The sequence below is a fragment of the Nocardioides nitrophenolicus genome, assembly GCF_016907515.1.
Lineage (GTDB): Bacteria > Actinomycetota > Actinomycetes > Propionibacteriales > Nocardioidaceae > Nocardioides > Nocardioides nitrophenolicus.
In genome coordinates, this window is sequence record NZ_JAFBBY010000001.1 from 2,805,033 (window position 1) to 2,823,122 (window position 18,090).

The following is an 18,090-nucleotide window of genomic DNA, read 5'->3' on the forward strand; positions in this document are numbered from 1 at the left end:
TCCACCTCGCACCGGGGCAGGGTCTCCCGCATGTGGGAGCAGTACGACGCGCCGGACGAGCGGCCCGGTGAGAAGCCGGCCGAGCCGGCCCCGGCGCGGGAGCAGCCGCTGCTGGCGCCCGACGAGTTCGGGCCGGTCGGGGCGCGGGGTGGCGGGTCGGCGACCGGGGTGCTGATCGGGATCCTCGTGGTGATCGCGGTCGTGGTCATCGGCGCGGTGGCGTCCTCGGCCGAGTGGACGGGCAGCGGCGCCGACCACTCCGACTGGTACGACTGCATCGCCGAGCAGGAGGCCGACGGCACCGGCCTGCTGTCACCGGCCGAGCTGTGCGACATCGGGCACGAGCGGCCGCCCGGCTATGTCGACACCTACGAGTACGACCCGCTCGGCGACGATGGCTACGGTGGCTGAGTGCCCTTCACCTTCTCCGGCGCCGTGATCGAGTGGCGTGGACCCGCACCCTTCGTGTTCCTGGCGGTGCCCGAGGAGGAGAGCGAGGACATCAAGGAGGCCGCGCGCGGCCAGGAGTACTGGGGGCAGGTCGCGGTCGAGGTGCGGATCGGGGGGACCGACTTCCGCACCGCGCTGTTCCCGAAGGACGGTCGCTACCTCGTGCCGCTGAAGGTCGTCGTACGACGGGCGGAGGGGATCGAGGTCGGGCAGCGGCTCACCGCGTCCCTCGAGCTCGCGGCGCGGTCCTGACGTGCCGGTCACCCTGGCCCACCCGGCCGCCGTCCTGCCGCTGCGCGGGCTCGGGCTGCCGCTGTCGGCGCTGGTGGTCGGGTCGATGGTGCCCGACCTGCCGGTGCTCGCGCAGACCTGGGGCCTGTACGGCTTCAGCCACGGCGCGGCCGGCATCGTCACCCTCGACCTCGCGCTCACCCTGCTCCTGCTGGCCTTCTGGGACCTGCTGGGACGCGACGCGCTCGTCGACACCGCCCCCGCCGTGGTCCGAGACCGGCTCCCCGCCCGCGCCCGGATCGGGCGCCGTGCCTGGTTGCTCGCCCCGCTCGCGGCGGTGCTCGGCTCGACCACGCACACGGTGTGGGACGCGTTCACCCACCAGGGCCGCTGGGGCGTGCGGCACGTCGCCTGGCTGCGGGAGACGCACGGTGGCCTGCCCGGTCAGCAGTGGGCGCAGTTCGCCTCCGGGATCGTCGGCCTGCTCGTCGTGGGCCTGGCGATCGCCCACCACGTCCGCCGCCTCCGACGCGGCGCACCCCGACCGCGACGGCTGCCGGCGGCGACCCTGCCCGTCGGCCTCGGCGTCGCCACCGCGATCTCGCTCGCCGGCGGCGTGCGCCATCTCGACGCCGGCCTCCACGCCGCCGCCTTCCATGCCGCCGTCGCCGGCATCCTCGCGCTGGCGGGGCTGGTCGGCTTCCTCGGGGTGGTGTGGCGGCTGGTGCCGGACGTCAGTGACCGGGTCGGGGCCTGAGCGCCACCGCCGGCCCGGCGTACGCCGCCAGCGCGGTCCGCACCGGCTCCGAGATCGTCCACGCCGACCCGGCGGCGGTGTCCCAGAACACCGCGCTCGTCTCGGCGACGACCGCCGGCGGGTGGTCCGGCGCGACCCGCAGCTCCAGGGACACGGTGAACGACGAGCGCCCCACGTGGCTGACCCAGATCCGCACCAGGAAGGGCTGGTAGGCGACGAAGCGCATCTCGGAGTGGTAGTCGACCCGCTGCGCGCCGACCAGGTGGGCGATCCCGTCGGGCAGGTCGCGGAGCAGCCCGGGCCGGTCGTCCCCGTCCAGCGGCGCGAACCGGAAGAACAGCAGCCGCGCCTCGTCGAGCACCCGGATCGCCTCGACGTTGTCGACGTGCCCGCCGAGGTTGACGTCGCGCAGCCGTGCCTGGATCTCGCAGTCGAAGACGTTGCCCACGGACGGCATCCTCGCAGCCAACCTCAGAGCTCGAACCGGTAGCCCATCCCCGGCTCGTTCCTGAGGTGGACCGGGCGGGCGGGGTCCGGCTCCAGCTTGCGGCGCAGCTGGGCGACGTAGAGCCGCAGGTTGCCGTGGGCGTTCTCGTAGCCGGGGCCCCAGACCTCGGTGAGCAGCTGGCGCTGGCTGAGGAGCTGGCCGGGATTGCGCAGCAGCACCTCGAGCAGGTGCCACTCGGTCGGGGTGAGCCGGACCTCCTCGCCGCGGACCGTGACCCGGGTGGCGCCGAGGTCGACGACGACGTCGCCGAAGGTCACGACCGGGGCGGCGCCGTCGGTGGCGGGCGTCGTACGTCGTTCCATCACCCGCAGCCGGGCGAGGAGCTCGTCCATGCCGAACGGCTTGGTGACGTAGTCGTCGGCACCGGCGTCGAGGGCCTCGACCTTGTCGGCGCTGTCGCTGCGACCGGACAGCACCAGGATGGGCACGGCGGAGCGCGCGCGGAGCCGGGCGATCACGTCCACCCCGTCGAGGTCGGGCAGGCCGAGGTCGAGGATCACCAGGTCGGGCGGCGCGATCTCGGCGACCGCGACCGCCTCGGTGCCGTCGCCGGCGGTGGTGACCTCGTAGCCCCGGGCCCGCAGGTTGATCGACAGCGCGCGCACGATCTGCGGCTCGTCGTCGACGACCATGATCCGCGTCATCCCACCCGCTCCCTGATGCCGAGGTCCGGTCCGGCGGGCTCGCCGGCCGCGACGGGCAGCGAGATCACCATGGTCAGCCCACCACCAGGCGTCTCCTCGGGCTCCAGTGTGCCGCCCATGGCCTCGACCAGGCCGCGGGACAGGGCCAGGCCGAGTCCGACGCCGGTGCTGTTGTCGTGGTCGCCGAGCCGCTGGAAGGGCAGGAACACCCGCTCGTACTCCGCCGCCGGGATGCCGGGCCCGGTGTCGACCACCCGGATCTCCACGCGGTCGAGCACGGCGCTGCCGGTCAGCAGCGGCGGCGTGCCCTCGGGTGAGTAGCGGTGGGCGTTGGTCAGCAGGTTGACCACGACCCGCTCCAGCAGCGCGGCGTCGACCAGCGCCGGCGGGAGGTCCTCGGCGACGTCGAGGCGGACCGGACCGGCGACGCTGACGTCGTCGAGGGCGCCGGCGATCACGTCCTCGACCAAGGCCGGGGCGAGGTGGACGGGCAGCGCGCCCGCCTGCAGCCGGCTCAGGTCGAGCAGGCTGTCGACGAGCCCGGCCAGGGTGTCGAGCGCGTCGTCGGCCGTGCGGAGCAGCTCGCGCCGGTCGCTCTCGGTCAGCGCGACGTCCTCCGCGCGCAGCCCCGACACCACCGCCTTCGCGGCCGCCAGGGGAGTGCGCAGGTCGTGGCCGACCGCGGCCAGCAGCGCGGTCCGCACGGTGTTGGCCTCGGCCAGGGTGCCGGCCCGGGCGGCCTCCTCGGCGAGCCGGATCTGGTGCACGGCCTGGCTGGTGCGCGCCGCGAAAGCCGCGGCCACCCGGGCGTCCTCGGGCGCCAGGCCGCGACCGCGCAGGGCCAGCGAGGTGTCCGGATCCGCGGGTACGACGGTGTCCGCCGCCTCGGGCGTGGTCGCCGGGTCCGGTCCGGCCGCGCCGAGCAGCCGCCAGGTGCGGTCCTCCTTCTCCAGGAAGGCGACCGACTCCAGCGACAGGCTCTCGCGGAAGCGCTCCAGCAGCGCGGCCAGGTCGTGGCTGCCGGTCAGCGGCGTCGCCGCCAGGCTGGCGAGCACGTGGGACTCCGCGACCGCCCGCGCCGCCTGTCGGGTACGTCGTGCGGCCAGGTCGACCACCGAGCTCACCATCAGCGCGACCAGCAGGTAGACGCCCAGCGCCAGCGCGTTGTTGGTGCTCGCGATGGTCAGCGTGTGCACCGGCTCGGTGAAGAAGTAGTTGAGCAGGAAGGACCCCAGCAGCGCCGCGACGACCGCCGGCCCCACGCCGCCGACGAGGGCGACCGCGACGACCAGCAGCAGGAAGAGCAGCACGTCGCTGACCAGGTTGAGGGCATGGTCGACGGGCAGCAGCGCCAGGGTGAGCAGCGCGGGCAGCAGCACCGCCAGCACGTACCCGCGCACCCGCCGCCGCGGGCTCAGCGCGCCGCGCCCGACCGGCAGCCGCCGGCCCTGGCCGGCGTGGGTGTGGGACACGATGTGCACGTCGATGTCGCCCGAGGCGCGGATGGTGCGGGCGCCGATCCCCGGCGGGAGCACGTACGCCGCCCACCGCGACCGCCGGCTGTCTCCGAGCACCAGCTGGGTCGCGTTCTCCGCGCGGGCGAAGGCGAGCAGGGTCTCGGGGACGTCGTCGCCGAGCAGCTGGTGGTAGCTCCCGCCGAGCGACTCGACGAGCTGGTGCTGGTGGGTGAGGTGGGTCGGGTCGGCGCCGGTGAGCCCGTCGGAGCGGCTGACGTGGAGGGCCAGCAGGTCGCCGGTGCCGGAGCGGGCGGCGATCCGGGCGGCCCGCCGGATCAGCTGCTCGCCCTCGGGTCCGCCGGTGAGCCCGACCACCACCCGCTCGCGCGCCTCCCAGGTGCCGGTGATGTCGTGCCTTCGGCGGTAGCCCTGCAGCGCGTCGTCGACCTTGTCGGCCACCCAGAGCAGCGCCAGCTCGCGCAGCGCGGTGAGATTGCCCTCGCGGAAGTAGTTGGACAGCGCGGCGTCGACCTTGTCGGGCGCGTAGACGTTGCCGTGGGCGAGCCGTCGGCGCAGCGCCTCGGCCGACATGTCGACCAGCTCGACCTGGTCGGCCGCGCGGACCACGGAGTCCGGCACCGTCTCCTGCTGCCGCACCCCCGTGATCTTCTCGACCACGTCGTTGACCGACTCGAGATGCTGCACGTTGACCGTGGAGATCACGTCGATGCCGGCGTCGAGGATCTCCTGCACGTCCTGCCAGCGCTTGGCGTTGCGCGAGCCCGGCGCGTTGGTGTGCGCCAGCTCGTCCACCAGGACGACGCGCGGGCGGCGCCGCAGCACCGCGTCCAGGTCCATCTCCTCGAGCTCGGCGCCGCGATAGTGGGTGGTCCGGCGCGGAACCACCTCCAGGCCCTCGAGCATCGCCGCGGTGTGGTCGCGGCCGTGGGTCTCGACCAGGCCGACCACCACGTCGGTGCCGCGCTCCAGCCGGCGCCGGGCCTCGCCAAGCATGGCGTAGGTCTTCCCGACGCCGGGGGCGGCGCCGAGGTAGACCCGCAGCCGGCCTCGCTTCACGCTGCCTATCCTTCCAGCCCGTCGAGCGCGAGGTTGAGCTCCAGCACGTTCACCCGTGGCTCGCCGAGGAAGCCGAGGGTGCGTCCGCTGGTGCTCTCCGCGACCAGGTCGCGCACGGTGGCGGCCGGGAGGTCACGGGTACGGGCCACCCGGGCGACCTGCTGGGCGGCGTACTGCGGCGAGATGTGGGGGTCCAGGCCCGACCCGCTGGCCAGCACGGCGTCGGGGGCGACGTCGGCCGGCGCGACGCCGTCGAAGGCGGCGACCTCCGCGATCCGCTGCCGGACGGTGGCGACCAGCTCGGGGTTCGCGGGCGAGAGGTTAGAGGCGCCGCTGGCGAGCGGGTCGTAGCCGTCGCCCGCCGCGGACGGACGGGACTGGAAGTAGGCCGGGTCCCCGGCGTACGACTGGCCGATCAGGGCCGAGCCGACCACCTCGCCGTCACGCTCGACCAGGGATCCGTCGGACCGTTGGGGTACGACTGTCCTGGCGAAGCCGGTGAGGGCGAGTGGGTAGGCGAGGCCGAGGAGCACGGTGAGCACGCCGAGGACGCGGGCGGCGGCGAGCTGGGTGAGGCCGCCGCGCAGGGTGGAGGTGACAGACATGGGTCGCTTCCTTGTTCAGCCGATGCCGGGGATGGTCGAGACCAGGAGGTCGATGAGCTTGATGCCGAGGAAGGGGGTGATCAGCCCGCCGAGGCCATAGATCGTGAGGTTGCGGCGCAACATGGCCGACGCGCTGGACGGCGTGTACTTCACGCCGCGCAGGGCGAGGGGGATCAGGGCGACGATGACCAACGCGTTGAACACGACCGCCGAGAGGATGGCCGACTCCGGCGACGACAGCCGCATCACGTTGAGCGCGTCGAGGCCGCCGTACACGCCGGCGAACATGGCGGGGATGATCGCGAAGTACTTCGCCACGTCGTTGGCGATCGAGAAGGTCGTCAGCGCGCCGCGGGTGATGAGGAGCTGCTTGCCGATCTCGACGATCTCGATCAGCTTCGTCGGGTTGGAGTCGAGGTCGACCATGTTGCCGGCCTCCTTGGCGCTGGACGTGCCGGTGTTCATCGCGACGCCGACGTCGGCCTGGGCGAGCGCGGGCGCGTCGTTGGTGCCGTCGCCGGTCATCGCGACCAGCCGGCCGCCCTCCTGCTCGCGCTTGATCAGCGCCATCTTGTCCTCGGGCGTCGCCTCCGCGAGGAAGTCGTCGACCCCCGCCTCGTCGGCGATCGCCCGGGCGGTGAGCGGGTTGTCGCCGGTGATCATCACGGTGCGGATGCCCATCCGGCGCATCTCCTCGAACCGCTCGCGCATCCCCTCCTTGACCACGTCCTTGAGATGGATGACGCCGAGCACCCGGGGTGCGGCGCCCGCCGTGCGCTCGGCGACGACCAGCGGCGTGCCGCCGGCCGACGAGATCGCGTCGACCGTCGTACCGACCTCGAGGGAGGGCCGCCCGCCGTGCTCGCGCACCCACGCGGTGACCGCGGCCGCCGCGCCCTTGCGGATCTCGCGGCCGGGCAGGTCCACGCCGGACATCCGGGTCTGGGCCGTGAACGGCACGAAGTGCGCGTCGGTGAGCTCGCCGGCGGAGCGCTCGCGCAGGCCGTACTCCCGCTTCGCGAGGACCACGACCGAGCGGCCCTCGGGTGTCTCGTCGGCCAGGGAGGCGAGCTGGGCGGCGTCGGCCAGCAGGGCGACGCCCGCACCGTCGGCGGGGATCAGCTCGGCGGCCTCGCGGTTGCCGAGGGTGATGGTGCCGGTCTTGTCGAGGAGCAGGGTGTTCACGTCGCCGGCGGCCTCGACCGCGCGCCCGGACATGGCGAGCACGTTGTGCTGCACCAGCCGGTCCATGCCGGCGATGCCGATCGCGCTCAGGAGCGCGCCGATCGTGGTCGGGATCAGGCAGACCAACAGCGCGACCAGCACCAGGATCGACTGGTCGGCACCGGAGTAGATCGCCAGCGGCTTCAAGGTCACCGTGGCGGCGAGGAAGATGATGGTGAGGCTGGCGAGCAGGATGTTGAGCGCGATCTCGTTGGGAGTCTTCTGCCGGCTCGCGCCCTCCACGAGCGCGATCATCCGGTCGATGAAGGACTCACCCGGGTTGGTGGTGATCCGCACGACGATCCGGTCCGAGAGCACCTTCGTGCCGCCGGTCACCGAGCAGCGGTCGCCGCCGGACTCGCGGATCACCGGCGCGGACTCGCCGGTGATCGCGGACTCGTCGACGCTCGCGATGCCCTCGACGACGTCGCCGTCGCCCGGGATCACCTCGCCGGCCTCGACGACCACCCGATCGCCGATCCGCAGGTCCGTCGCGGGCACCGGCACCAGGTCGCCGTCCGGCTCCAGCCGGCGGGCCAGGGTCTCGGTCTTGGCCTTGCGCAGGGTGGCCGCCTGCGCCCGGCCCCGGCCCTCCGCCACCGCCTCGGCCAGGTTGGCGAACAGCACGGTCAGCCACAGCCAGGCGGTGATCGCCCAGCCGAAGCCGGAGCCGTCGCGGACGGTGAGGACGGTGCAGAGGAGGGCGCCGACCTCGACCACGAACATGACCGGCGTCCGGACCATGACCCGGGGGTCGAGCTTGCGGAGCGCGTCGGGAAGCGCCTTCAGGAGCGTGTGCAGCATGGCTTTCTCCGGTCGTGGGGTGCTCACAGGCCCTCCGCGAGCGGGCCGAGGGCGAGGGCGGGGAAGAAGGTCAGCCCGGCGACGATGAACGTGACGACGACGAGCATCCCGACGAAGAGCGGGCCGCGGGTCGGCAGCGTGCCGGCGGTGCGGGGCACCGGGACCTGCCGGGCCAGCGACCCGGCCAGGGCGAGCACCAGCACGATCGGCACGAACCGCCCGAGCAGCATCGCCAGGCCGATGGTGATGTTGTAGAACGGCGTGTTCGCGGACAGCCCGGCGAACGCCGAGCCGTTGTTGTTCGCACCCGAGAGATACGCGTAGAGCACCTCGCTCAGCCCGTGCGGCCCGGTGTTGAGGATCGACTCCCGGGGGCCGCTCAGGGAGAGGGCCAGCGCGGTGAAGCCGAGGACGAGCAGCGGCATGGTGAGGATGTTGAGCGCCACCAGCTTGATCTCGCGGGGGGTCAGCTTCTTGCCGAGCAGCTCGGGGGTGCGGCCCACCATCAGGCCCGCGACGAAGACGGTCAGGATCGCCAGCACCAGCATCCCGTACAGGCCGGTCCCCACCCCGCCCGGCGCCACCTCGCCGAGGCCCATGTTGAGCATCAGCAGGCCGCCGCCGACCGGCGAGAAGGAGGAGTGGAAGGAGTTCACCGCGCCCGTGCTGGTGCCGGTCGTGGAGACCGCGAACAGCGCCGAGCCGGGGACGCCGATCCGGGTCTCCTTGCCCTCCATCGCGGCGCCGGCGAGGTCGTACGCCGGGGTCGGGTGAGCCGCCTCGATCGCCCAGACCGCGGCCAGCATGATCACCCAGATCACCGCCATCGCGGCGAGCACGGCGTACCCCTGGCGGACGTCGCCGACCATCAGCCCGAGGGTGCGGGTCAGGCAGACCGGGATGAGGAGCAGCAGGAAGATCTCGAGCAGGTTGCTGACCGGGTTGGGGTTCTCGAAGGGGTGGGCGGAGTTCGCGTTGAAGAAGCCGCCGCCGTTGGTGCCGAGCTCCTTGATCGCCTCCTGGGACGCGACCGGCCCGCCCGGGATGGTCTGGTGGCCGCCGGTCAGGGTGGTGGCGTCGACGCCTCCGGACAGGTTCTGCACGACGCCGAGCAGGATCAGCGCGACCGCCGCCACGACGGCCAGCGGCAGCAGCACCCGGATCGTGCCACGGGTCAGGTCGACCCAGAAGCTGCCGAGTCGCCCGGTGCGGGAGCGGGTGAAGCTGCGGATCAGCGCGATCGCGACCGCGAGGCCGACGGCGGCGGAGAGGAAGTTCTGCACGGCCAGGCCGGCCATCTGGACCAGATGGCCCATCGTGGCCTCGCCCGAGTAGGCCTGCCAGTTGGTGTTCGTGACGAACGAGGCAGCGGTGTTGAAGGCCAGGTCCGGCGCGACGTCGGGGAGGCCCAGCGACCACGGCAGGTGGTCCTGCAGCCGTTGCAGCGCGTAGAGGAGGACCAGCCCGGCGGCGGAGAAGGCGAGCAGCGACAGGGCGTAGGTGCGCCAGGCCTGGTCCCCACGGGGGTCGATCCCGGCCAGGCGGTAGATCCCGCGCTCCACGCGCAGGTCGCGCTCGTCGGTGAAGACGCGGGCGAGGTAGCCGCCCAGGGGGCGGTAGCACAGGGCGAGGGCAGCGATCAGCGCGCCGGCCTGGAGCAGGCCGGCCAGGGTGTCGGACATGTCTAGAAACGCTCCGGGAGGATCAGGGCCAGGACGAGGTAGCCGAGCAGCAGGGCGCTGATGACCAGCGCGACGACGTTCTCGGCGCTCATGACCCGCTCCTCGCCGCCGCCAGCCCGACCAGCACGAAGCCCGCCAGCAGGGCGAGATCGGCCGGCGCGAGCGTCAGCTCGCCGTACGCGTGGACGGCGAATCCCTCCGCGAACGCCCAGCCCGCGATGCCGATCCCGGAGCCGAGCGAGCGGGACAGGGGAAGGGCCGCGACCGCGGTGACCGCGAGCACCACGGCGCTGCCGGGGACGGCGGAGAGGTCGAGGGCGCTGACCAGGCCGGCGGCCAGGAAGAGTGCGAAGCCGCCGAGACCGAAGCGGACGGCGGGCTCCTCGAGCAGCCGCGGTTCGGGGTGGTGCCCGGCGCGGGGGAGGAGGTGGACGGAGGTCATGACCCGGAGTCTTCGCCCGGCGCGGCGCGATGGCGCCGGTCCTGACGCGTCCCTAACGACCGCCTGACAGGCGCTAACGCGTGTTAGGAGTCTGTTAGGCGGCGGGTTGTCGGACTTCGGCGCGGTTGACTTGAGTCGTGAGTGGGTCGGCGGCCGAGCGTCCGCGTCCGTGGTGGCAGGTGATGTGCCTGACCGGCGTCGACTACTTCTCCACCCTCGGCTACCAGCCGGGCATCGCCTTCCTCGCGGCCGGCCTGCTCAGCCCGCTGGCGACCGTCGTCCTGGTGCTGCTGACCCTGTTCGGCGCGCTGCCGGTGTACCGCCGGGTCGCGGCCGAGAGCCCGCACGGGCAGGGCTCGATCGCGATGCTGGAGCGGCTCCTCGTCGGGTGGCGCGGGAAGCTGTTCGTGCTGGCGCTGCTCGGCTTCGCGCTGACCGACTTCATCATCACCATCACCCTCTCCGCCGCCGACGCGAGCGCGCACGTCGTCGAGAACCCGCACGTGCCGGCCTTCCTGCACGGCCAGGAGCTGTGGATCACCCTCGGCCTGATCGCCCTGCTGGGCGGCGTCTTCCTCAAGGGCTTCAGCGAGGCGATCGGGCTCGCCGTCGGCCTGGTCAGCGTCTACCTGCTGCTCAACGCCATCGTCATCGTCGTCAGCGCCGTGCACGTCGTCGAGAACGGCCACGTCGTCACCGACTGGACCGGCGCGCTCACCGCCGAGCACGGCAACGTGGTGCTGATGGTCGCGGTCGCGCTGACCCTGTTCCCGAAGCTGGCGCTCGGCATGTCCGGCTTCGAGACCGGGGTGGCGGTGATGACCCACGTGCAGGGTGCGCCGGACGACGACGCCCGGCGACCCGCCGTACGGATCCGGAACACCAAGCGGCTGCTGACCACCGCCGCGATCATGATGAGCGGCTACCTGATCTGCTCGAGCCTGGTCACCACGCTGCTCATCCCGGCGAAGGAGTTCGAGGACGGCGGCAGCGCCAACGGCCGGGCGCTCGCCTATCTCGCCCACCGGTTCCTGGGCGACGGCTTCGGCACCGTCTACGACCTCTCGACCATCCTGATCCTCTGGTTCGCGGGCGCCTCGGCCATGGCCGGCATGCTCAACCTGATCCCGCGCTACCTGCCGCGCTACGGCATGGCACCCGAGTGGGCGGGCGCCGTCCGGCCGCTAGTGTGCGTGCTCACCCTGACCGCCTTCCTGATCACCTGGATCTTCGACGCGAACGTCGACGCCCAGGGCGGGGCCTACGCCACCGGCGTCCTGGTGCTGATGACCTCCGCGAGCGTCGCGGTCGCCCTCGCCGCCCGCAAGGCACGCGAGCGGGGCTGGACCATCGCCTTCACCCTGATCTCGGTCGTGTTCGTCTACACGACGATCGACAACGTCCTCGAGCGCCCCGACGGCGTCAAGATCGGCGCCTGCTTCATCGCCGCGATCGTCGCCGTGTCGCTGCTGTCGCGGATGACCCGGTCGCTGGAGCTGCGCACCACCGAGATCGAGTACGACGCGAAGGCGGACGCGTTCATCCGCGACTGCGCGCGTCGTACGCTCCGGCTGGTCGCCCACGATCCCGCCCACCACGACGCCGGCGCCTACCGCGCGAAGGTGCGCAAGATCGTCGAGGCGCACGAGCTCCCCAACGGCGGCGACCTGCTCTTCGTCGAGGTCGTCGTCGAGGACTACTCCGACTTCGAGAGCCGGGTCCTGGTCACCGGCTCGGTCGCCCACGGCGAGTACCGCGTGCTCACCGTCCACGCCGCCACCATCCCCAACGCCCTCGCCGCGCTGGTCCTCGACCTGCGCGAGCGGACCGGCGTGCGCCCGCACCTGTACTTCGAGTGGACCGAGGGCAGCCCGGTCCCGCAGATGGCGAGATTCCTGCTGTTCGGCACTGGCGAGGTCGCCCCGCTCACCCGCGAGGTGGTCCGCCGCGCCGAGCCGGACCCGCGCCGGCGCCCGCACGTGCACGCGGGGTGACCGGTGGGGTGGGGGCCGGTGGGGTGGGGACCGCTGTAACACGGAGTCCGCTGGCCTACCTGACCTGGGACGTCGCCGCGTCGGGTCGGTGCGGGTCGGGAACAGTGGGCACGGGTCGTGGAGAGCGGCGTACAGCGTGTTACAGCCCGGGGCAGGCTCGCTGACGAGCGCGGTGTGGTGCGGGGTGGCTGGGGTGCGGGGTGGCTGGGGTGGGTGCCGCTGTAACACGGAGTCCGCTGGCCTACCTGACCTGGGACGTCGCACAGTCGGGTCCGTGCGGGTCGGGAACAGCGGGGACGGGTCGCGGAGAGCAGCGAACAGCGTGTTACAGCCCGGGGCAGGGCGCACGCGGCGGCGGATGGTCGACGTCGGGCTGTGGCGGGCAACCTGAGCCGGAGGCACGGCGTACCGTCGGACCATGGGCTACCAGCAGATCACCGCGGAGGAGTTCGCCCGCGCCGAAGGCGTGGGTGACTGGCGTGTCGTGGGGACACATGCGTACGCCGTGTTCCGCACCGGGAGCTTCGCGACCGGCCTGGCGTTGGTCAACGCGATCGGCGAGCTGGCCGAGGCGGCCGACCACCACCCGGACCTCAAGCTCGGGTACCCCGCGCTCGCGGTGCACCTGACGACCCATGACACCGGGACGCTCACGACCGCCGACCTCGGTCTCGCGCAGCGGATCTCCGCCGCCGCTCGGGATCTCGGGGTCGCGGGCGACCCGGACGCGGTCGAGGCCTGGGCCTAGCTCCTCACCCGCCGACGTAGTCGGCGAGGTGCTCGCCGGTGAGCGTCGACCGCTTCGCGACCAGGTCGGCGGGCGTGCCCTCGAAGACGATGGTGCCGCCGTCGTGGCCGGCGCCGGGGCCGAGGTCGATGATCCAGTCGGCGTGGGCCATCACGGCCTGGTGGTGCTCGATCACGATGACCGACTTGCCGGCGTCGACGAGCCGGTCGAGGAGGCCGAGGAGGTTGGCGACGTCGGCGAGGTGGAGGCCGGTGGTGGGCTCGTCGAGGACGTAGACGCCGCCCTTCTCGCCCATCCGCATGGCGAGCTTGAGCCGCTGCCGCTCGCCGCCGGAGAGCGTGTTGAGCGGCTGGCCGAGCTTGAGGTAGCCGAGCCCGACGTCCTCCATCCGCTGCAGGATCGCGGCCGCGGCGGGGGTCTTGGCGTCGCCGGAGGCGAAGAAGGCGTGCGCCTGGGCGACGGGGAGGTCGAGCACCTCGGCGATGTCGAGCCCACCGAAGGTCAGCTCGAGGACGGAGGCCTGGAAGCGCTTGCCGCCGCACTCGTCGCACACCGTGGCGACGGTGTCCATGAACCCGAGCTCGGTGTAGATCATCCCGTTGCCGTTGCAGCTCTCGCACGCGCCCTCGGAGTTGGCGCTGAAGAGGGCCGGCTTGACGCCGTTGGCCTTCGCGAAGGCCTTGCGGATGGGCTCCAGCAGTCCGGTGTACGTCGCCGGGTTGCTCCGTCGCGAGCCCTTGATCGCGCCCTGGTCGATGACCACGACCTCGTCGCGCCCGGCGATCGAGCCGTGGATGAGCGAGCTCTTGCCGGAGCCGGCGACGCCGGTGACGACGCACAGCACCCCCAGCGGTACGTCGACGTCGACGTCGCGCAGGTTGTGGGACGAGGCGCCGCGCACCTCGATCACGCCGGTGCGCTCGCGGACGGTCTCCTTGAGCTCGGCGCGGTAGGAGAGGTGCCGCCCGGTGAGGGTGTCGGAGGCACGGAGCCCGGCGACGTCGCCCTCGAAGCAGATCCGGCCGCCGCCGGTGCCGGCGGCGGGGCCGAGGTCGACGACGTGGTCGGCGATCGCGATGGTCTCGGGCTTGTGCTCGACGACGAGGACGGTGTTGCCCTTGTCGCGCAGCTCGAGGAGCAGCTTGTTCATCCGCGCGATGTCGTGGGGGTGCAGCCCGATGGTGGGCTCGTCGAAGACATAGGTGACGTCGGTCAGCGCGGAGCCGAGGTGACGGATCATCTTGGTGCGCTGGGCCTCGCCGCCGGAGAGGGTGCCGGCCGGTCGGTCGAGGGAGAGGTATCCGAGCCCGATCTCGACGAACGAGTCGAACAGGTGGAGCAGGTTGGCCAGCAGCGGCGCCACCGACGGGTCGTCGATCCCGCGGGCCCACTCGGCCGCGTCGGTGATCTGGAGCGCGCAGACGTCGGCGATCGAGCGGCCGTTGATCCGGGAGCTGCGGGCGGCCTCGTTGAGGCGGGTGCCGTCGCAGGCCGGGCAGGGCGCGAACACGGCCGCACGCTCGACGAACGCCTTGATGTGGGGCTGCAGCGAGTCGACGTCCTTGCTGAACATGGACTTGCGGATCTTGGGGATCAGGCCCTCGTAGGTGACGTTGATCTTGTCGACCTTGACCTTGCGCGGCTCGGCGTAGAGGAAGTCCGCGCGCTCGGCCTCGGTGTAGCTCGCGATCGGCTTCTCCGGCGGCAGCACCGCCTTGAACGCCGCCACCATCCAGCCGTCGGCGGTGTAGCCCGGCACCAGGATCGCACCGTCGACGAGCGACTTCGACTCGTCGACGATCGCGGTCAGGTCGAGGTCGGAGATCGAGCCGCGGCCCTCGCACTCCGAGCACATGCCGCCGAGGTAGACGGCGTTCTTGACGACCTTCTTCTCGACCTTGCCGCCGGCCTTCTCGGTCTGCATCACGCCGCCGGCCCTGCGGGTCGGCACGTTGAACGCGAACGCCGTGGGCGGGCCGATGTAGGGATCGCCGATCCGGCTGAACAGCACCCGCAGCATGGCGTTGGCGTCGGTGGCCGTGCCGACGGTCGAGCGGACGTTGGCGCCCATCCGCTCCTGGTCGACCAGGATCGCGGTCGTGATCCCCTCGAGGTTGTCGACCTCGGGCCGGGCCAGCGACGGCATGAAGCCCTGGACGAACGTCGAGTAGGTCTCGTTGATCATCCGCTGCGACTCGGCGGCGATGGTGCCGAACACGAGCGAGCTCTTGCCGGAGCCGGACACGCCGGTGAAGACGGTGAGCCGGCGCTTCGGGATGTCGACGTCGACCCCCCGCAGGTTGTTGACGTGGGCGCCCTGCACCCGGATCACGTCGTGGCTGTCGGCGGGGTGGCTGTCGCGGGGACGGGCGGGCGTCGGCATGCGGCCCATCATGACGGATCGCGCCGACAGCCGGGACCCGTCGTCATGCCGCTCGTTGTCGTGTACGAGAATCGTCCGTCCTGGAGCGGGATTCGGGACGACACCGTGGGGGGAAGCCGTGCTGGAGGGAGCCGTGACCGAGGAGGTCACCACGTCACCGACGCCGTCGGGGGCGACGACGTACGAGCAGTTCGGGGTCGCCTGGATCCACCGGGTGCTCCACAAGGAGCGGATCCTGCGCACCGTCGACCAGGTGCTCGGCGACCAGATCGCGCTCGGACCGATCGGCGCCGGGCCGGGCCGGGCGTTCGCGAGCGTGAGCTTCGTCGGGACCTACCGGCCCACCACGGGCGAGCTGGTGCCGGGCGAGCTGCTGACCTACGCGATCGACCTGCCGATCAGCGTGGTCTTCGAGCTCGGCCTGCCGATGGACCGGCTGACGTTCAACGCGGAGGTCGTCGTACCGCTCGTGCTCGTGGTCCACACCGAGGCGCCGCTCAAGCTCCGCCTGGAGCTGCGGACCCCGACCGAGGACCAGATCGGGCTCGAGGTCAAGACCGACACCCGGCGGGGGGCGATGCTGCGCAAGGTCGCCGGCCTCGACGCCGAGCTGCGGCGGTTCCTGCTGAAGGTGCTGGACACCGAGCTGGCCAAGGCCTACGTGCGCAAGGCCACCCATCTCGACATGGAGGAGCTCATCGACGAGGCCTGGCCGGCCTTCACCGAGCAGTTCCTGCCGCGCGGACCCGAGGACCGGAAGGGCTGACCCGCGCCGGCTCGGTGGTGGTCCGGCGGCGCAGCCGCGCGGGGGCGGCCACGGCGTCGTGCAGCGCGCCGAAGGCCATCGCGGCGAGCGGGATCCACAGCGGGATGAGCATGAAGGCGAAGATCGGTACCAGGGTCATCAGGTCACGCAACGCGGGCTCCTCGGGTGGGCGTCTCGACCTCACCGAGTCTGTGATGGGCGGCACGCGGATCGCTCGTGCCCGGCGACAGAGAGCCGCCGGAGTTTTGTGCCCTGGTCACAGTCGGCCGTCGGCGGCATCGGTCAACGCGCGTGTCACGATGGGCCGGTGACGGACAGCGCGCGACGGTACGGCGGCCGCGCGGCCGGGGAGCGGGTCGCCGAGCGCCGGGCGCGGCTGCTGGCGGCCGGCCTGGAGCTGATGGGCACCCGCGGCGTCGTCGGCGTGACCGTGCGCGGGGTCGCGGAGGAGTCCGGGCTGGCGGCGCGCTACTTCTACGAGAGCTTCGCGAGCATCGAGGCGCTCCAGCTCGCGGTCTTCGAGCAGATCGCGGCCGAGGCCGCGCAGCGGGCGCTCGGCGCGCTGGCCACCGCGCCGGACGACCCGGCGGCGCGGACCCGGGCGGTGCTGGCGCAGATGGCCGAGCTCTTCCTCGAGGACCCGCGCAAGGGCCGGATCGCCCTGCTGGAGTCGATCACCTCGCCGGTGCTCGGCCCGCGGGTGCTGGCGGAGTCGCGGCGCTTCGCCGGCATGCTCGCCGCCACCGCCTCCTCCGGGGACCCTGCGCAGCCCGATGCCGCACTCCCGGTCGAGCTGCGGCTGCGGGCGCGCTTCCTCATCGGTGGGGTGGCGCACGCGCTCAGCGCCGCGCTACAGGGCGACGTCGAGGTCGAGCGGGACCGACTGGTCGACGTCCTGGTGGACCTCTTCCTCGCCGTCAGGCCGTGACCGGGGCCTGCGCGAGCAGCTCGCGGACCCGCGGGACCACCTGGGTGCCGTAGAGCTCGATGCTGCGCAGCAGCTGGGGATGCGGCATCGCACCGTTGCTGTACTTCAGGTCGAAGCGCTGGATCCCGAGGTCGCGTACGGCGGCCGCGATCTTGCGCGCGACCGTCTCCGGCGAGCCGACGAAGAGCGCGCCGTGGTCGACCTCGGCGTCGTACTGGGCCCGGGTGGCGGGCCCCCAGCCGCGCTCGGCGCCGATCCGGTTGCGGCTCTCCGTGAAGTGCGGGTAGAGCGCCTCGCGCGCCTCGTCGTCGGTGTCGGCGACGAAGCCGGGGGAGTGGACGGCGATCGGCAGGTCCGGTCGGTCGAACTCCTTGAGGGCCCGGCGGTACAGGTCGGTGAAGGGCGCGAACCGGGCCGGCTCGCCGCCGATGATCGCGATCGCCAACGGGAAGCCGTAGGTGGCGGCGCGCACCACCGACTCCGGTGACCCGCCGACGCCGATCCAGGTCGGGATCGAGCCGCGCTCGGTGGTCGGGAAGATCCGTACGTCGCGCAGCGGCGGCCGCAGGCTGCCCCGGTCCCAGCTGACCGGCTGCTCGCCCTGGAGCGCGGCCCACAGGTCGATCTTCTCGCTGAACAGCTGGTCGTAGTGGGCCAGGTCGTAGCCGAACAGCGGGAAGGACTCGGTGAACGAGCCGCGGCCCATGGTGATCTCGGCGCGGCCGTTCGACACCGCGTCGAGGGTCGCGAACCGCTCGTAGAGGCGCACCGGGTCGTCGGAGCTGAGCACCGTGACCGCGGTGCCGAGCCCGATCCGCTCGGTGCGCGCGGCGATCGCGGCCAGCACCATCTCGGGACTGGTCACCGCGAAGTCCGCGCGGTGGTGCTCCCCGATGCCGAACACGTCGACCCCGACCTGGTCGGCCAGCACGCCCTGCTCGACGACATTGCGGATCACCTGGGCATGGTCCAGGCGCTCCTGGGTCGCGGGATCGAGCGTGACGTCGCCGAAGGTGTCGAGCCCGAAGACCAGCTCGGTCACTTCGCGGCCTTCGCGGCGTCGACGTCGAAGTCGCGGACGGCGGCGATGACCTGCGCCAGCGCGGGCGCGGGCAGGGCACCGGCCTGCGAGAAGACCAGCGCGCCCTTCTTGAAGGCCATCAGGGTCGGGATCGAGGTGACCCGGGCGGCGGAGGCGAGCTGCTGCTCCTCCTCGGTGTTGACCGAGGCGAAGACCAGGTCGCCGTGCTCCTCGGAGGCCGCCTCGTAGATCGGCGCGAAGTTGCGGCACGGGCCGCACCACGACGCCCAGAAGTCGACGAACACGATCTCGTTGTCGAGGACCGTCTGCTCGAAGTTGCCGGCGGTGAGGTCGATGGTGGACATGTCT

19 protein-coding genes are annotated in these 18,090 nt (G+C 72.4%); 7 read left to right on the top strand and 12 right to left on the bottom strand.

What is annotated here, in order from left to right; genetic code table 11:
* Positions 1 to 30: 30 nt before the first annotated feature.
* Genes JOD66_RS13670 through JOD66_RS13680 form a run of 3 tightly spaced genes read left to right on the top strand, consistent with a single transcriptional unit; the run spans position 31 to position 1,438 of the window.
* The gene (locus JOD66_RS13670) at positions 31 to 411 is read left to right on the top strand and encodes a hypothetical protein (protein ID WP_204837404.1); all 381 of its coding nucleotides are present in this window, start codon (positions 31 to 33) and stop codon (positions 409 to 411) included.
* The gene (locus JOD66_RS13675) at positions 412 to 702 is read left to right on the top strand and encodes a DUF1905 domain-containing protein (RefSeq protein ID WP_204837405.1); all 291 of its coding nucleotides are present in this window, start codon (positions 412 to 414) and stop codon (positions 700 to 702) included.
* A 1-nt stretch (position 703) separates the two neighbouring features.
* The gene (locus JOD66_RS13680) at positions 704 to 1,438 is read left to right on the top strand and encodes a DUF4184 family protein (RefSeq protein WP_204837406.1); all 735 of its coding nucleotides are present in this window, start codon (positions 704 to 706) and stop codon (positions 1,436 to 1,438) included.
* On the opposite strand, the gene JOD66_RS13685 is transcribed toward JOD66_RS13680, so the two are convergent.
* Genes JOD66_RS13685 through JOD66_RS13720 form a run of 8 tightly spaced genes read right to left on the bottom strand, consistent with a single transcriptional unit; the run spans position 1,416 to position 9,881 of the window.
* Positions 1,416 to 1,886 (bottom strand): acyl-CoA thioesterase, encoded by a 471-nt coding sequence (locus JOD66_RS13685; protein WP_204837407.1) that lies wholly within the window; start codon positions 1,884 to 1,886, stop codon positions 1,416 to 1,418. The two genes, JOD66_RS13680 and JOD66_RS13685, sit on opposite strands and share 23 nt — an antisense overlap.
* 23 nt (positions 1,887 to 1,909) lie before the next feature.
* Positions 1,910 to 2,590 carry a response regulator gene (locus JOD66_RS13690; protein ID WP_204837408.1) on the bottom strand — a complete coding sequence of 227 codons (681 nt, stop codon included), beginning with the start codon at positions 2,588 to 2,590 and terminating at the stop codon, positions 1,910 to 1,912.
* On the bottom strand, positions 2,587 to 5,124 hold the full coding sequence (locus JOD66_RS13695; protein ID WP_307823507.1) for a sensor histidine kinase: 2,538 nt from the start codon (positions 5,122 to 5,124) through the stop codon (positions 2,587 to 2,589). Before JOD66_RS13695 ends, JOD66_RS13690 begins: the two co-directional genes overlap by 4 nt.
* A gap of 5 nt (positions 5,125 to 5,129) precedes the next feature.
* Positions 5,130 to 5,729 (bottom strand): potassium-transporting ATPase subunit KdpC, encoded by a 600-nt coding sequence (kdpC, locus tag JOD66_RS13700; RefSeq protein WP_204837409.1) that lies wholly within the window; start codon positions 5,727 to 5,729, stop codon positions 5,130 to 5,132.
* 15 nt (positions 5,730 to 5,744) lie between these two features.
* A complete protein-coding gene (gene kdpB / locus JOD66_RS13705) occupies positions 5,745 to 7,757 on the bottom strand; it encodes a potassium-transporting ATPase subunit KdpB (protein WP_204837410.1) in 2,013 nt (670 codons plus the stop codon).
* Between the two features lie 23 nt (positions 7,758 to 7,780).
* The gene (gene kdpA, locus JOD66_RS13710) at positions 7,781 to 9,439 is read right to left on the bottom strand and encodes a potassium-transporting ATPase subunit KdpA (protein ID WP_204837411.1); all 1,659 of its coding nucleotides are present in this window, start codon (positions 9,437 to 9,439) and stop codon (positions 7,781 to 7,783) included.
* Between the two features lie 2 nt (positions 9,440 to 9,441).
* Complete coding sequence (gene kdpF / locus JOD66_RS13715; RefSeq protein ID WP_204837412.1) at positions 9,442 to 9,531, bottom strand: K(+)-transporting ATPase subunit F; 90 nt, start codon at positions 9,529 to 9,531, stop codon at positions 9,442 to 9,444.
* Positions 9,528 to 9,881, bottom strand: a complete 354-nt coding sequence (locus tag JOD66_RS13720) for a hypothetical protein (protein ID WP_204837413.1) — start codon at positions 9,879 to 9,881, stop codon at positions 9,528 to 9,530. The genes kdpF and JOD66_RS13720 overlap by 4 nt, the downstream gene beginning before the upstream one ends.
* A 137-nt stretch (positions 9,882 to 10,018) precedes the next feature.
* Here JOD66_RS13720 and JOD66_RS13725 point away from each other — a divergent pair, with 137 nt between their 5' ends.
* Positions 10,019 to 11,875, top strand: a complete 1,857-nt coding sequence (locus tag JOD66_RS13725; RefSeq protein ID WP_307823508.1) for an APC family permease — start codon at positions 10,019 to 10,021, stop codon at positions 11,873 to 11,875.
* Positions 11,876 to 12,293: 418 nt separating this feature from the next.
* Positions 12,294 to 12,623 carry a 4a-hydroxytetrahydrobiopterin dehydratase gene (locus JOD66_RS13730; protein WP_204837414.1) on the top strand — a complete coding sequence of 110 codons (330 nt, stop codon included), beginning with the start codon at positions 12,294 to 12,296 and terminating at the stop codon, positions 12,621 to 12,623.
* A gap of 4 nt (positions 12,624 to 12,627) precedes the next feature.
* Here JOD66_RS13730 and JOD66_RS13735 read toward each other — a convergent pair whose 3' ends face one another.
* Positions 12,628 to 15,006 (bottom strand): ATP-binding cassette domain-containing protein, encoded by a 2,379-nt coding sequence (locus JOD66_RS13735; RefSeq protein ID WP_204837415.1) that lies wholly within the window; start codon positions 15,004 to 15,006, stop codon positions 12,628 to 12,630.
* A 133-nt stretch (positions 15,007 to 15,139) separates the two neighbouring features.
* Between JOD66_RS13735 and JOD66_RS13740 the strand changes: the two genes are divergently transcribed.
* Positions 15,140 to 15,772 (top strand): hypothetical protein, encoded by a 633-nt coding sequence (locus JOD66_RS13740; RefSeq protein ID WP_204837416.1) that lies wholly within the window; start codon positions 15,140 to 15,142, stop codon positions 15,770 to 15,772.
* On the opposite strand, the gene JOD66_RS13745 is transcribed toward JOD66_RS13740, so the two are convergent.
* Positions 15,726 to 15,911, bottom strand: a complete 186-nt coding sequence (locus JOD66_RS13745; RefSeq protein WP_204837417.1) for a hypothetical protein — start codon at positions 15,909 to 15,911, stop codon at positions 15,726 to 15,728. The genes JOD66_RS13740 and JOD66_RS13745 overlap by 47 nt on opposite strands.
* Before the next feature lie 168 nt (positions 15,912 to 16,079).
* Between JOD66_RS13745 and JOD66_RS13750 the strand changes: the two genes are divergently transcribed.
* Positions 16,080 to 16,700: a TetR/AcrR family transcriptional regulator gene (locus JOD66_RS13750; RefSeq protein ID WP_307823509.1), complete on the top strand. Its 621-nt coding sequence runs from the start codon at positions 16,080 to 16,082 to the stop codon at positions 16,698 to 16,700.
* Here JOD66_RS13750 and JOD66_RS13755 read toward each other — a convergent pair.
* The gene (locus JOD66_RS13755; RefSeq protein WP_204837418.1) at positions 16,690 to 17,742 is read right to left on the bottom strand and encodes an LLM class flavin-dependent oxidoreductase; all 1,053 of its coding nucleotides are present in this window, start codon (positions 17,740 to 17,742) and stop codon (positions 16,690 to 16,692) included. The two genes, JOD66_RS13750 and JOD66_RS13755, sit on opposite strands and share 11 nt — an antisense overlap.
* Entirely contained in the window at positions 17,739 to 18,086 is a 348-nt protein-coding gene (gene trxA / locus JOD66_RS13760) for a thioredoxin (protein ID WP_204837419.1), read from the bottom strand. The genes JOD66_RS13755 and trxA overlap by 4 nt, the downstream gene beginning before the upstream one ends.
* Positions 18,087 to 18,090 lie beyond the last annotated feature (4 nt).